This window comes from Halobacillus yeomjeoni (assembly GCF_020171525.1).
GTDB lineage: Bacteria > Bacillota > Bacilli > Bacillales > Halobacillaceae > Halobacillus > Halobacillus yeomjeoni.
In genome coordinates this window covers 34,589-48,642 of the sequence record NZ_JAIVAI010000005.1, presented here as the reverse complement: position 1 = coordinate 48,642, position 14,054 = coordinate 34,589, and the positions used below count along the sequence as shown (strand labels likewise).

18 protein-coding genes are annotated in these 14,054 nt (G+C 41.2%); 5 read left to right on the top strand and 13 right to left on the bottom strand.

The features are described 5' to 3' along the window. Nucleotides 1-72: 72 nt before the first annotated feature. Nucleotides 73-1,161, top strand: a complete 1,089-nt coding sequence (locus LCL89_RS13175; RefSeq protein WP_224810467.1) for an NAD(P)/FAD-dependent oxidoreductase — start codon at nt 73-75, stop codon at nt 1,159-1,161. A 33-nt stretch (nt 1,162-1,194) separates the two neighbouring features. Here the strand turns inward: LCL89_RS13175 and LCL89_RS13170 are convergent, their stop codons facing one another. After that, nucleotides 1,195-1,776: a cell wall hydrolase gene (locus tag LCL89_RS13170; RefSeq protein WP_224810466.1), complete on the bottom strand. Its 582-nt coding sequence runs from the start codon at nt 1,774-1,776 to the stop codon at nt 1,195-1,197. Between the two features lie 170 nt (nt 1,777-1,946). Beyond that, nucleotides 1,947-2,384 carry an OsmC family protein gene (locus LCL89_RS13165; RefSeq protein WP_197318323.1) on the bottom strand — a complete coding sequence of 146 codons (438 nt, stop codon included), beginning with the start codon at nt 2,382-2,384 and terminating at the stop codon, nt 1,947-1,949. A 346-nt stretch (nt 2,385-2,730) separates the two neighbouring features. Between LCL89_RS13165 and LCL89_RS13160 the strand changes: the two genes are divergently transcribed. After that, entirely contained in the window at nt 2,731-3,312 is a 582-nt protein-coding gene (locus tag LCL89_RS13160) for a CDP-alcohol phosphatidyltransferase family protein (RefSeq protein ID WP_224810465.1), read from the top strand. A gap of 455 nt (nt 3,313-3,767) precedes the next feature. On the opposite strand, the gene LCL89_RS13155 is transcribed toward LCL89_RS13160, so the two are convergent. Beyond that, the gene (locus LCL89_RS13155; RefSeq protein ID WP_224810575.1) at nt 3,768-4,445 is read right to left on the bottom strand and encodes a Crp/Fnr family transcriptional regulator; all 678 of its coding nucleotides are present in this window, start codon (nt 4,443-4,445) and stop codon (nt 3,768-3,770) included. Nucleotides 4,446-4,492: 47 nt separating this feature from the next. Here LCL89_RS13155 and LCL89_RS13150 point away from each other — a divergent pair, with 47 nt between their 5' ends. After that, on the top strand, nt 4,493-4,708 hold the full coding sequence (locus LCL89_RS13150) for a glutaredoxin family protein (RefSeq protein WP_224810464.1): 216 nt from the start codon (nt 4,493-4,495) through the stop codon (nt 4,706-4,708). A 120-nt stretch (nt 4,709-4,828) separates the two neighbouring features. Here LCL89_RS13150 and LCL89_RS13145 read toward each other — a convergent pair whose 3' ends face one another. The 4 genes from LCL89_RS13145 to LCL89_RS13130 form a co-directional block, all read right to left on the bottom strand. Beyond that, nucleotides 4,829-5,260, bottom strand: a complete 432-nt coding sequence (locus LCL89_RS13145) for a DUF1440 domain-containing protein (protein WP_224810463.1) — start codon at nt 5,258-5,260, stop codon at nt 4,829-4,831. Between the two features lie 114 nt (nt 5,261-5,374). Then, nucleotides 5,375-6,331 carry a UV DNA damage repair endonuclease UvsE gene (gene uvsE, locus LCL89_RS13140; protein WP_224810462.1) on the bottom strand — a complete coding sequence of 319 codons (957 nt, stop codon included), beginning with the start codon at nt 6,329-6,331 and terminating at the stop codon, nt 5,375-5,377. A gap of 133 nt (nt 6,332-6,464) precedes the next feature. After that, nucleotides 6,465-7,289: an aldo/keto reductase gene (locus tag LCL89_RS13135; protein ID WP_224810574.1), complete on the bottom strand. Its 825-nt coding sequence runs from the start codon at nt 7,287-7,289 to the stop codon at nt 6,465-6,467. 90 nt (nt 7,290-7,379) lie between these two features. Then, nucleotides 7,380-7,796: a DUF4362 domain-containing protein gene (locus LCL89_RS13130; RefSeq protein ID WP_224810461.1), complete on the bottom strand. Its 417-nt coding sequence runs from the start codon at nt 7,794-7,796 to the stop codon at nt 7,380-7,382. 122 nt (nt 7,797-7,918) lie between these two features. Between LCL89_RS13130 and LCL89_RS13125 the strand changes: the two genes are divergently transcribed. Further along, entirely contained in the window at nt 7,919-8,236 is a 318-nt protein-coding gene (locus LCL89_RS13125; protein ID WP_224810460.1) for a sunset domain-containing protein, read from the top strand. A 26-nt stretch (nt 8,237-8,262) separates the two neighbouring features. On the opposite strand, the gene LCL89_RS13120 is transcribed toward LCL89_RS13125, so the two are convergent. The 5 genes from LCL89_RS13120 to LCL89_RS13100 form a co-directional block, all read right to left on the bottom strand. Beyond that, a complete protein-coding gene (locus LCL89_RS13120; protein WP_224810459.1) occupies nt 8,263-8,751 on the bottom strand; it encodes a DUF1189 family protein in 489 nt (162 codons plus the stop codon). A gap of 20 nt (nt 8,752-8,771) precedes the next feature. Continuing rightward, nucleotides 8,772-9,020 carry a YuzB family protein gene (locus LCL89_RS13115; RefSeq protein WP_197318332.1) on the bottom strand — a complete coding sequence of 83 codons (249 nt, stop codon included), beginning with the start codon at nt 9,018-9,020 and terminating at the stop codon, nt 8,772-8,774. A 23-nt stretch (nt 9,021-9,043) separates the two neighbouring features. Further along, entirely contained in the window at nt 9,044-9,940 is an 897-nt protein-coding gene (locus LCL89_RS13110; RefSeq protein ID WP_224810458.1) for a riboflavin kinase, read from the bottom strand. A 255-nt stretch (nt 9,941-10,195) separates the two neighbouring features. Next, on the bottom strand, nt 10,196-11,689 hold the full coding sequence (locus LCL89_RS13105) for a UDP-N-acetylmuramoyl-L-alanyl-D-glutamate--2,6-diaminopimelate ligase (protein ID WP_224810457.1): 1,494 nt from the start codon (nt 11,687-11,689) through the stop codon (nt 10,196-10,198). Between the two features lie 290 nt (nt 11,690-11,979). Further along, entirely contained in the window at nt 11,980-12,177 is a 198-nt protein-coding gene (locus tag LCL89_RS13100) for a hypothetical protein (protein ID WP_224810456.1), read from the bottom strand. Nucleotides 12,178-12,329: 152 nt separating this feature from the next. On the opposite strand from LCL89_RS13100, the gene LCL89_RS13095 reads away from it, so the two are divergent. After that, entirely contained in the window at nt 12,330-12,746 is a 417-nt protein-coding gene (locus LCL89_RS13095) for a VOC family protein (protein WP_197318336.1), read from the top strand. Between the two features lie 158 nt (nt 12,747-12,904). Here the strand turns inward: LCL89_RS13095 and LCL89_RS13090 are convergent, their stop codons facing one another. Next, the gene (locus LCL89_RS13090) at nt 12,905-14,026 is read right to left on the bottom strand and encodes an NAD(P)/FAD-dependent oxidoreductase (RefSeq protein WP_224810455.1); all 1,122 of its coding nucleotides are present in this window, start codon (nt 14,024-14,026) and stop codon (nt 12,905-12,907) included. Nucleotides 14,027-14,054 lie beyond the last annotated feature (28 nt).

The window sequence follows — 14,054 nt, the reverse complement described above, 5'->3', positions numbered from 1 at the left end:
CAGTTCGTTCCTTTGTATAAAATGACCTCTGAGAGTGGAAACTAACGCTCATAAAAGGTCAGGAGGAGTACAATGAAGATCGCTATTATAGGAGCTGGTTTGTCAGGACTTGCTTGTGCAGTGACGTTGGAAAAGTATGGATACACAGCAGATATATTTGAAAAGAGGGGCATGGCTGGTGACCGGATGGTCTTTGCTGAAGGAATATCCCCCCTTTTCCATACCCCTATCAAGGACTACATCCGTTATTTATCAGAGACTTATCAAATCGACTTAAAACCTACAAGCAACATCATCCGAACTTATATTCATTCAAAGAACGAAACCGCAAGCCTTGAGGGAAATCTGGGATTTATCAATTTGCGCGGCAAACACCCGCAGTCCTATGATCAACAATTAGCTCAACTTGTCTCTTCACCGATCCATTATAATCATGAAGCGGAGTATGAAGAAATCACCAAAGAATACTCACACGTCGTTTTGGCAACAGGGGACCCCTCGGATACCCAGAAAATCCAACCTTATGAGGTAGCTTATGAAGCTTCTTTCAAAGGGGCGATTGTCGAGGGGGATTTCAAACGAAACGAAATCCACACATGGTTCAACGAAGATTTTTCCCCCAAAGGGATGGCTTACTTGCTTCCTCATTCCGAATCGGAAGCCACATTGATTCTGGTCTATCCTCAATACCCTGAACAAATGGTGTATGATAAAGAGCAATTATGGAACGACTGCTTTGCATTTGTACAGAAAACACTCAATCAGAAATTGGTCATGCAAAGCGAATATTCCCTGCAGGATTTCAAAGTAGGAAAATCCGCATATCCAAGGATTGGAAATACATTCTTTACAGGGAATTGCTTGGGGTGCATTTCTCCATTTATCGGCTTTGGGGAATTCACCGCTCTCTTAACAGGAATTTATGCAGCAGAAGATATTTGTGGATTGAAAAGTTATGAGAAACAGACAAAGGCCATTTATCAAAAATACCATGACTCACTCACATTGAGGCGTGCAATTGAAAGGCTAGACAATGAACAGCTTGACCGGATCGTGAAATCTCTGCACATTGAATTATTAGGGAAAGCATTGACTTCTTCCAACCTTGAGCCTCTGAAATGGCTGTCCCGCCTCATACATCCGTTCCACAGAGAAAAATAAAAGAAGCAAGCATAATCTATATGCTTGCTTCTTTTACTTAGAGAACACATGATTTCCAATGACCACAGTGACTTCTCGGTCATTGTGGTATGCACTTGATACTTTTCCTGGGTTATAGAAAAATAAGGATCCTCCATCAAACCCTTGGAAAGATAGTGCTTCTTCAACGGCCTGTCTGGAAGTATGACTTGCCGGGTAATTAATGTGTCCGTTATCTACAGGCTCAAATTGATGGCTTTGATAAATCACTCCATATAAGGAATCCGGGAACAAAGGACTTTCCACCCTGTTTAAGACGACTGTAGCTACAGCCACCTGTCCTGCATAGCTTTCTCCTTTAGCTTCCGCTTCCACCAGTCGAGCTAGTAGATCTTTCTCCCATTCCTCCAGGGTGACGGGCAGGGTAAGCTCTTGTCCAGGGTAAATCATCGTCCCGTATATATCATTCATCGCTTGAATCTGTTGTACAGAAACCCCGTACTTCATTCCTATTTTATATAGAGTGTCGCCCTGCTTTACTTCATGGGTGTTTAACCCCTCTTCTGCTTGGACAGGGCCGGTAAAAGCCAGCGCACACAAAAACATCAAGCCTACAACAATCATTCTTTTTAACACTCTCGTAAACCTCCCTGAAAATTTCATCCCTTACAAGTTAACATAACCATCTAAATTTTTTCACTATTAATTCTTTCCAGTATTACCATTGTGACAAGCTTTAAGTGGATAATGAATAAAAAAACCCCTGGATTTCGTAAACCGAAACCAGAGGTTTTGTATAATTTTTATTAAGCTTTCGTCCAATTAACATTCAATTGTACATCTGCAGCTTGCAGCGTCGTGAATACCGGGCATCGTTTATCGGTGATTTCCTGCAGTTCTTCCACACGGTCCTGAGACTCTGAAGTTTCTACTTTTGCTTCAATGTTGACCGTGTCAAAATATGGTTTCACATCGGCCGTGCCCATCAACCCTCTTGGATCCAGTGTGCCATTGATATCAAAGGAAATACCTTGAAGGTCGAAATCGATCTCTTTAGCAACCATATTAGCGATAACCGTTTCACAACCAGCGAGTGAACCCAGCATCGTTGCCAGCGGGTCAGCTCCGAGATCTGTTCCTCCCATTTGTTCGGGTTCATCAATAGTGATTTGATGATTTCCTGCTTGAATTTCGGATTTCATTCCCTCAGAATGACTCGTAATTTCAATTGTATGTTGTGCCATATTAATCCTCCTTCGATTTATTGCAAAGTGTACATCATTCTTAAATTTCATGATGTAACTTAAGTTACATAGAAGAGAATCGACATACGCTTCATTCTTACTTTTCACATTTTTTCTCCTCAAAAAACATGACAATGTGTTTTTGTAAGCTCGCATACATCCACGCTGTGTCCAATGTAAGATGTGTTACATGTCCTTCCTTCTCCGTCATGTATAATTAGAAGAGAATCATTTCATCATAGTTCTGAACACATTGCTGCCTGATCGAATGACTACCCTGTCTTCATGGAGGGTACAATGACAAGCAGGACATTCTAAACGATTACAAATGTAAGTAGGTGGTTTTGTGCTGGACACACATGCAAGAAAGTATGTTCAACCTTCTATAGATAAGACCGCATCCTTCTTCTTGAAACGAGGACGGACAGCCGACCAGATCACAGTCATCGCTCTATTTGTCGGTTTATCTACAAGTGTGTTTTACGTTTTAGGTTATCCATTCTTAGGAGTCATTATGTTATGGTTTTCAGGTTTCTTAGATGCGGTCGATGGTACAATGGCCCGCCATACAAAAACATCACCGTTCGGCACTGTGATGGATATTACTTTTGATCGAGTGGTAGAAATTGCGATGATCGTAGCCATCGCCTTCGTTCATCCTGAAGTCACTTTCCCCCTCCTATTACTGAGTGTATCCATCATTGTATCCATGACTATCTTTCTTGTCGTTGGTGCGGTGTCTGAAAAAGCAGGCATCAAGTCATTTTACTATCAAGCTGGTATGGCTGAGCGGACAGAAGGGTTTTTATTATTCAGTATCATGCTGCTTTTCCCGGACTTTCTTTTTTGGTCGACTTTACTGTTCTTTGTGATCGAATCCTTCACTGGAATCCAGCGGTTTATGGAAGCTAAAAAAATATTGAAATGAAGTTTTTTGCAGGCTTAAAACCTTTCAAATCAAATCTCGAATAACTGAGACTAAATAAAAGGCTCTGTTAAAGGCTGGTGTTGATATTCGCTGTTTTATAAAAAAATGAATTCAGTGCAGGGTCGTCGGGGAAGGGTCTGCTTTCCTGCGGGGGAACCGGCAAGCTTCCTCGGGCTAAAGCCCTGTGGGATCTAGCCTGCTTCCTTCTCCCGCGGGAGTCTCCCCCTTCCCCGACGACCCTTTCGATGATTATCTCTTGATATCATCTTTTTCGTAAAAAGATTAAAAACCAAAAAGGTACCACATCCTATTTAAACGGTTCTAATTTGTAAATTAAAATTTTTAAATGTAAGTAAAGCATGGTTAAAGCAACTATTCACTCACAAAAGTCTCAAAACGAATAAATCAACACTAAACTTTAACAGAGCCAAATAAAAAGAATCACCTTGGTTTTGTTATACACCAAGATGATCCTTCGTCTTATCCGCATCAATAGCAAGATAACGTATTTTTCTTAAATACCCTTCTTTTTTCAACTGACTCATGACTGCACTCGTCGTTTCCCTTGTCGCACCAATCATATTGGCTAAGTCTTGATGCGTAAGCTTCATTTCAATCGTCTGCCAATTCTTTTTACGCCGTCCTGTCTTCTCGCTTAACATCAACAGCAAAAACAACAACCGCTGTCTCACATCACTCAAAGCGATTTTTTCACTCAAGCTGTAAAAGTCTTTCAGTCTTGAGGATAAAATATCAATCAACTTCAAAGCGATTTTTGGATTTTTCTCAATGAACTGCTCAAAATCTTTATGGCTCAGTGTACAAATGTATGTATCGGTCATCGCTTCTGCGTACATTTGATCATCTGTAAGCGTAACGGTTGACGTTTCTCCGAAGATGTTTCCATCAACGAGAATATCCATAGTAAATTGCTTTCCTTGCTCATTCATCCGGTACAACCGAACCTGACCTTTTTTCAAAAGGAACAACGCTTCGATCGGATGGTCAGGAGATAAAATGATTGAACCTTTTTTCACGGGACTCATTTCACTCATTTCATCAATGATCATCAATTCGTCTCTAGACAATTCATCGAATAAACTGATTTCAGACAATAAGGATAACTTGTCCATCATTCCTACACGCCCTTCAGAGATTATTATAAAAAGGAGATCATCTCATGAACACTCTCTACACCATACATGGCTGTTCTGTTTGTGCACGTTCAAGAAAGCATTTGATTCAAGAGGAGATCCCTTTTGAAGAAGTCAACATATTAAATACACCCATGGCCCAACGGAATCTTAAAGAACATATCGGAGAAGTCTACACCCCTGTTCTTGTAACGAACGAATCCGTTGTAAAAGGCAAGGATATTTTAACTTATCAAGGATAAAGTGTTCTTCTACATTATAAACAACAGAGTAAATTTAATAAATGAAATTGAACGATTATGATTTCATCAAAAAAGTTGCTGATGTATCAGCAACTTTTTAAATTTATATTTATAATTCCCTTATGCTGCTTTTGCTCCAGCAACTTTCTTTCTGGTCATAACCTTGAATGTAGCTCCAACAATGAAAGAGAAACCTATATGAGTCACTAAACTCATCAACAAATCAGGAGTAAAAGCATTGGCCAGATTCGTTCCCATCCCCATCATCGCAGGCATGATCAGCAATGGACCGATGATCCATATTCCGATACCGAACAAGAGGGAAAGTGTCCACAAATTAGGAATGACAAAGGTAAGAACTGCGAATGATAAACCGAAAATGACGCTGATCACCATATGCACGACCCATCCTACAAACAAGCTTTCACTACCTGCCAAGCTTGCGACCATCCCCAACATGCCCTGCATCTGCATAAAAAGACCGAATACGACTCCACCAATGATCCCTCCGATTATACCAATCCGATACGCTTTTGCTGCTGAACCAGTCATCATGCCACACTCCTTTTTGTTTTATGTCTCTATTGTAGCTAATCAACGGCATAATAACTGTAAGCTTGATTACAAATTTTTCAATATATTCAGATTATTTACGAGCACTTTACGTTAAATTTTTAATGTTGCTCCTCCAACCCGCTTATACCCTCTGATGTTCGATAAATCATCAATCAATTGGAGAAGGGCTCGATCTTTCTCTTTCGCTTCAATCATGAAGTCCACCGCTACATCAAAGCGCTTAAGCTCTTTTAGAAGAGGCTTTATGAATTCAGGATCTACATAGGAAGCATGACTTCTAAATTCACTTTCAGATTTTGGAGAGGATATATGGATCTTGGGCGGCATCCCTAACCTCTCCCACGTATTATAAAACCGAGGTAATAAATCCGTTAACGATTCTTCCTCTGTGTGATTGGCCATGAAATGATGATAATCAAACATCATAGGAATGCTTTCCTTTTCACACACCTCCAGCGTTTCACTCGTCGTGTACGTTTTATCATCATTTTCGAGCGTCATTTGATCTTTGATTGGTCCAGGCAGAGTTTTCAAATTCTCATGAAACCTCTTCAAGGCGTCTTCTTTGTTCCCATAAGCCCCACCCACATGTAAATTGATATGGGATTCTTCATGTAACCCCATCGCTTCCAGCAGAGCATAGTGATACTCCATATCCTGAATGGCGTTTTGGGTGACATGGTCCTTATCGCTTGTAAATAGGGTGAACTGATTCGGGTGAAAACTTGTCCTCATCTCATGCCTTTGGACTAATGAGCCGATTTCTTTATATAAATCCTCAAAAGGGGTGATATAATCCCATTCAACTTCATCATGTGTGGCTAAAGGAACGAGCGAAGAAGAAAAACGGTACAAGTTGATTTCATGAGCGATGTTATAGTGTAGAGCCCTTAAGGTATGAAGCAGATTTGTGCGGGTAATGTACTCTAACTTTTCTATGCGCTCTTCGGGTGACATTTTTTTATATCTCGAATAAGTAAGGGTTTTGGCAGGTGTAGCTTCCCATAAAGACAGGGCGTGGGAAACATAACCGAAACGTATCTGCATAAAGAATCTCCTTTAAAAATTGATATATACCTATCTTCCCCATTCCACATATTTTAAAAGTGACAGAGAGAGCTCAGTAAAGACTACAATAAAAAAAGCTGCCGTGATCATCACGACAGCTTTTTGGATATCTTTATCTAACATTCATTTCAGAAGGCTTGGGTCCTTTACGCTCTTCACGATCCAATTGATTGATCGCATCCATGTCTTCATGTGTCAATTCAAAATCGAAGACGTTGAAGTTCTCTTCAATTCTTGAAGGTGTTACAGATTTAGGGATGACAATAGTGTCATTTTGAAGATGCCATCTAATGACTACTTGAGCCGGAGTTTTGCCATGCTTCTTTGCAATAGATTGAATGGTATCATTCTGAAGGACTTCTCCCCCCTGCATGAGCGGGCTCCATGCTTCTACATAAATGCCGTGCTGACGACAGAAATCTTTCAGTTCGTTTTGAGCAAGATAGGGGTGGCATTCTACTTGGTTCACTGCAGGTTTGACCTCACATTCATCAAGCAGGCGCTGCAAGTGATCGACATCGAAGTTGCACACACCGATCGCTTTCACCTTTCCATCTTTTTGGAGTTGTTCCAATGCTTTGTAGGTTTCAACATATTCATCGAATTCCGGTGTCGGCCAGTGGATCAAATAAAGGTCGACATAGTCTAACCCAAGCTTATCCAAGCTTGTTTCCAACGCCTGTATTGTATTTTCAAATCCTTGGTCTGAGTTCCAAACCTTTGTAGTTATGAACAGCTCTTCGCGTTTTATTTCACTTTCACGAATCGCTTCGCCTACTTGTTCTTCATTTCCATAAATCATCGCTGTATCAATGGAACGGTAACCCGTTTCGATCGCTTTGGTTACAGCCGGTACCGCTTCCCCTTCTTCAACTTGCCAAACGCCGAACCCTAACTGCGGCATCTCCACTTTATTATGCAGCATCATCGTTTGCATTGCATCTTCCCCTTTCATTGCATATTCACAATCGTAGTGTAGCATATGGGGTTTCGCACCGCTTACTATCTGCTCATTGAACAAACCTGTTTACTCTATTGTGGTTTCATATATTTCAATGGATCCGTAAAATCCACACTTTAACACATACACGAGTGATTCATCTTTTTTTACCTTTTCAATTTTTTCACAAGTTCGTTCAATGATTTGCCCCTCTCCCACTTTCACTTTCCTCGTATCATGTTTATATAGGATGTTTTCTCCTGTGTAGGTCAAATCTGTATACACAGGGTCTCCTTCAACGCTTGATTGAATGATTCGCACCTCTGCCTGAACTCCGTTGTGATACTTTTGAATAAAATCATCCAACTTCTCGATATTGTCAGATGGTGCCTCCATATTTGAAACCCCCGTTCCAGTACGATTTTTCGAGCCTTCCCCTATATCCGGACTTTCTGTACAACCGACCATTATGACAATGAGTAAAACGCCCATCCAACGTTTCATTTTTCATCACCTCTACTCAATTAGACGTTCCAAAAATCAGGAGGTTTCACTGGTGTCCATCCCCCCTTGAGACAAGAACTTTTTTAACGGCCAAGCATACGATATCACAAGGGGGGAACGGTATGAGTAACTTGAAGAAAAAGGTTACTTACGCAAGTATCACTTTGGGCGCATTCTATTACTTCCGCTCTATACTTATCAAAAAAAAGGGCGTTAAATTAAATGTCCGCGTGTCATTGGACAAAGTTACTCCGAAGAAAAAGCTTAATGGAAACGTGTTGAATGAGCTTCCTGTCAAAGCACATATAACAAATGAGGGAGAACGAATCTATCATGTACCAGGAAGCCGTTACTACGAAGACGTTCAAGAATATGAGTTGTTTTCAACAGAAATCGAAGCTATAAATGCTGGATACCGAAGGTCAAAGCAGGAAAAGTAGAAAACACCCACCAAGGGGTTGTCACATTAAGACGACCGTTTGGTGGGTGTTTTAGGGTAAATTGCAATCATCTGATACATCATGTAAAAAAATACAGTAAAAAACAATAGAGCACTAACACCGTCCGGGACAGCCAGCGTTTTTAGCAACACACTCAAAATCAACGGCAAAGTCGAAGCGTATGCGGTCATTTTCCACAACTGCTGGTAAGTCAGTTTTCTCCCCATAGCTTTCCGCATCAATAGACACACTCCAGCTAAAACCGATACTCCGATCAATATCAGAAAAATGATGAATAATGGATAAAATACAAACATTTGGACCAAATACTGTCCACGGGAAACTTCAGTTAAACTAGAATCCAGATACAACACAGAGTAAATCATATCAGGCATGAATAATAGAGCTAACAATATGAATAAATACGAAATCGTATGCGTCATGCCATTACGATTCAACTGAAACATTGCTTCTTTTTTCGGGAGTCGTACACTATTCCAAAATGATTGAATCATCCCCACAATAATCTCCTACCTTAATCTGCATATACAGCAAGTTCTTCTTCTATCTTCTTACGGATTTTCTCCAGAGCTTCTTCTGGTGTTTTGCCGAATACTCGCGAACCGTTCACAATGGCATATGGACGGACGGCACACATTCCGCAAAATGAAAGGCATTCGTTCATGAGCACGGCTACTTCAGGGTATTCGGACTCGATGATGCTCTCAATATCCATCTCCGTAATCAAGTTGCCATCACAAACCTCTACTACAACGATTCCCATGGTGAATACTCCTTTCTAAGGTGTCACTTTTCTAGTCCTAAAATATCCCGCGTCATCTCTTCATCTTTTTTCATTTGATCGACCAAAGCATCCAAGCCATCAAAATTTTCTTCATCTCTTAACCGTCGTAAAAACTGTACAGAAACCTGTTTCCCATAGAGATCCCCATTAAAGTCGAGTAAATAGGCCTCTACTTTATAAGAATCTCCGTTCACGGTCGGTCGGTACCCTGCGTTGATCAACGCATAATAAAAAGTATCGGGCTCTCCTTCAACTTTTATTAAACCTATATATACAGCCGGCTTCACCTTTACATAGCTGTCGATACCGCCTAAATTCAAAGTAGGAAAACCTAGTTCTCTCCCGAGCTGCTGCCCTTTTACCACCTCACCATTCAGTGTAAAAGGCCTCCCCAGCAAAGACTTTGCCGCTTCCATACGACCCTGTTCAATAAGGGGAAGAATTCTGGTTTCGGTAACATTATCCCCGTGAACCTTGAGATCTGAAATCACAGTCATTGGAACATCCATCTTCTGTGACCATTTTCTCAAGGTTTCCACTGAATAGGCGGCGTTTTGAACCGTTTCTGAGACCACGATGTGTGTAATATTTAAAGCTTCATAATGGTTCCTGATGAAATGATCAGGAGTTGCTTGGGCATGCTCCTGTGCAGGAACTTGATAGTAACGTTTTACTCCATAGCTCTTCAGAAGAAAGTTCCGATCATTCTCAATCGTCACCATTGGAGCAGAGGCTGAAGAAATTCCATATACCGCTATTTCCTCATCGTCAGAAGAAAGTTCTTGAGCTTTTTCCAGCACATACCGCTCTCCTATATGGACACTGTCCATCACCCCTATTACAAGAACTGTTCCCTTTTCAACAGCAGGGATCGTTTTACTTACATCAATGACTTGCATCCCCAAACACCTCCTATATCAGCATTATTAAACTTATTTATTATATAATGACATGTATTATTTAATCAACCCTTGCAACAATATTCAACCGTTATGCTCCCTGAACAAACGTTTAATTAAATGTCTCTGTTAAAGACTATTGCTGATATTTATACGTTTTTTTACGTTCCCTCTTGTCGTGGTTCATTTTTTATTAGAATGCTCAAACAAAGCCAAATAAAAAAAGTACAGGCCCCAGGCCTGTACTTATATCTTTCATTGAGCTACCGGAGGATAAAAACGTTCAATAATCGCTTCATCTGAATGAGGGACTTCCTCACCACGGATGATTTGGGCATTGTTGATACATCCGCTGGTCAACAGTATGATATCGTCCGGCCCTCCAATGTTCAATGCACGTTCGACCCCTTCTTTTCTGGTCAGCGTTGTATGGATATTGCCTTTATCGGGATTTTTAAAGCCTGTCATGACCTGCTCAACAATGACTTTCGGATCATGGTACCCTGGGTGGTCTACCGTCACTACCACTTCATCGGCTTTCCCTTCAATCTCAGCTGCCATTTTCGGCATTTTATTAAAATCTCTTATACCAATTCCAGCAATCATGACAATCAATCTTCTGTATTTCAGCTTTTTCACTTCTTCCACCAATCGGTTCAAAGCTACTGGTGTATGAGCATAATCAAGAATGACTTTTTGGTTTTGAGGCAGCTTCATCACTTGAAAACGTCCCACCGGGCCTTGCAGACTAGGCAGTACGCACAAGATATCCTGCATTGAAAATCCAAGATGAAGAGCAGCTCCAACCGCAGACAGAACATTAGCTACATTGTAAGTTCCATATACGGGAACATAAATAGGGTACGCACTGCCCTTATACCACAAATCAAAAATCGATCCTTCCTCCATCACTTCAATGTTTTCTGCTCTCAAATCGGCTTCTGGATGGGATTCGATGCTGTAGGTGAGCATAGATCCTTTACACTTGGCTTTTAAGTCTGCCCCGATTCCTGCATCATCCAGATTGACGACTTTTTTGTCCGACTGTTGAAACAGCCTCAATTTGCACTCTTTATAATGATCGATCGTTTTATGATATTCCAAATGCTCTTCTGAAAAGTTCGTATGAATCCCTACATCAAACAAAATACCGTCTACACGATGCTGATCTAAAGCGATTGAAGATACTTCCATGGCCACCGCTTCATCATCCAAGTTGACCAAATCTGAAAAAATCTGATGAAGGTCCAGCGCTTCAGGTGTTGTCGGTGTGCTTTTTTTATAATCCAATTTCCTTTCAGAAGACCATATTCCAGTAGTGCCTATCGACCCTGTCGGCATCCCCAGTAAAGACAAAAGAGAACGGACATATGCGGTAACCGTTGTTTTTCCGTTCGTTCCTGTAACACCGATCGTTTTCAGCTTTTCATCAGGTTTGTCAAAGTATAACTTTGCAAATGCAGCCATCGATTCTCTGACATTTCCGACCAAGAGAAATGTACAATGAGGATAAACGGTCGATAATTTCTCAATCAGATCACGATCAGAGGAAAAGACTGTATTGGCACCGGAAAGTATGGCTTCTTCAATATAATCATCTCCATTAAAATTTACCCCTCGGATACTGAAGTAGGCAGAGTCCGCCTCCACCCGTTTAGAGTGAAAGGAGAGCTTTCCGACCTCTTGTTTTTGAGGGCCGTAGATTCTCTTTATATTGATTTGTCCTAAGTTGTTAAAAGATATCATCATTATCGGTTCCTCACTCTTAGTATAAGTTTATCGTCGTCTGAATGGGTGAAAAGTATGTATTATCCACCCAGTTTCCTTTAATAACCATGATACTTAGGCTTTCCCATATTCAGCCTTCTTTCAAACCTCTATCTTTTACAAATGATGTACAGTGTTTTCAAGTGTATGTTCATATAAAAGTCCAGCCAACTCTTTACTTCATTTAATCAAACAAATGGGTGAACAGCAAAAAAAAATCAAAAAACATCATAAAACGATGTTTTTTGATAAGATAGTCAGGAGTTCTCTTTTTATGTTCGACTTGATTCAATGGCTTTATCAGCTAGATAGGCGAAAACAATCAACCAGATGACTGATAAAACTAGCAAAGTGACGAGTAGAGTCGTGGTGGCTAACGCAGAATTAACTGCGATGGCAACACCAGCTACTCCTGCTAGAGCAAGTGGAGCAAGGAAAAGCGAAAAAAGCGCTAGTCCAACTCCTTTCATAAATTCAGGCATAACCTCACCTCCCAATACTAGCGTATGATAAAAAACATGCTTGTATTGTGTAATTACCTAATAATGGTAATTGTTCGATTTTAACGAACAAAATAGGCTGAAAATCTTAATATATTTAAAAAATAACGAGGTGAATGATAATGAAAAAGAAATTCGATCACATTGGCATAGCAGTAAGAGACATCGATTCCAGCATCTCTTTCTATACGAATGTTTTAGGAGGAAAACTCGTCGATCACTACAGGAGTGAAGCTGAGGGTGTCGAAAGTGAAATTGCGATTATTGATATACATGGCGACAGGACAGAGCTGTTGATGCCTACGAATAATACCACGTCTCCTATCGCTCGTTTCATCAAACAAAAAGGGAAAGGCGTCCATCATGTCGCTTATGATGTCGGGGACTTGGATGCAGCTTTGAAAGATCTTGAAGAACAAGGCATTCGTACACTTGATTGGTCTCTTCGCACGAATAAACATGGTCGTCGATTGATTTATTTGAATCCTGCCGATACGGAAGGAACAATCATAGAATACTGCGATTATCCAAATCAATAAAAGACCTCACAACCCTTCCATACATGCCCTGGAGAGCGGCTTGTTTCTTATCCCAATAGGTCTGCCTAACAAATGAATCAGCGGATCCGAGTGAAAAAAGAGGGTGTCCACGATAAATGGACACCCTCTCTTTATTCCTTAAAATTGAAACCTTGGTTTTAGTCGGTACCGATCGCTTCACTCACATCAAACTCAGCTGGGTCCAATTCTGTTTCTTTCCCCATAGCAAGTTTTGCGAGTTCAGACCCTAGGTAAGGACCGGAAGTCAATCCTGAGGCACCAAGTCCATTGGCTACCAACATTCCTTTTATTCCTGGTACTTCCCCAAAGATAGGCAGGGAACCAGGGGTGAATGGTCGAAATCCGACTCGAGTTTCAGCTACCGTACTGTCATATAAACCAGGAGCGACTTCCAGTGCTTTATCAAAAATGTAATGTAGACCCCCGGCAGTTGTACGATAGTCAAAATCATGGCCTTTCTCATGTGTCGCTCCGATGACGACCCGGCCTCCCCCGAATGACAAAAGATATTGGTTGTTAGGCGGCATGACGACAGGCCAGTCACTTGTTGCTGTATCAGGCAGATCCAAATGTACAAGTTGTGCTTTTTGAGAAGAAACGAGAAAATCTACGCCTAACGGTGCAAGTAAAGGCTTGGCCCATGCCCCTGCAGTAAGGAGTACATGACCTGACAACACATCATTGCCATTCACCTTCACTCCCGTAACCGATTTTCCTTCATAAATCAGTTCAGCATCTCCTTTCACGAAGGTGGCTCCATTTTTCTGCGCTGCACTCAATAATGCATCGCGCATAGCACGTCCATCGACACGTGCTGCGCCACTTACATGAACAGCTTGATACCCGTCTGCTAGAGGTGGGAATAATTTTTTGGCCTCCTCTGAGGATAATAACGTAATGTCGCCGATTTCAGGAGCATCTTCTCTCCGTTTAGTGGCTCTCTCAATCGTTTTCTCCAGCTTCTTCTCATCGTTATGGAGACTGAGAGCCCCAACTATTTGGTAGCCTGTTTCCGTCTCCCCGTCTTCTTTCAACTTTTCAATCAGTTCCGGGTAATATCTCGCGCCACCTTTGACAAGGCGGTACCATTTTTTATTCCTGCGTTGAGCAAGCCATGGACAAACGATACCAGCGGCTGCTTCAGTTGCCTGCCCTGAGTCTTTTCTGTCGACAATCGTGACATCCGCTCCGGCTTTTGCCAAGTGATAGGCTGTGGAAGCTCCTAAAATGCCTGCTCCTACTACGATATATTTCTGCATATGTCACACCTTTTCTCTCAATTAATCT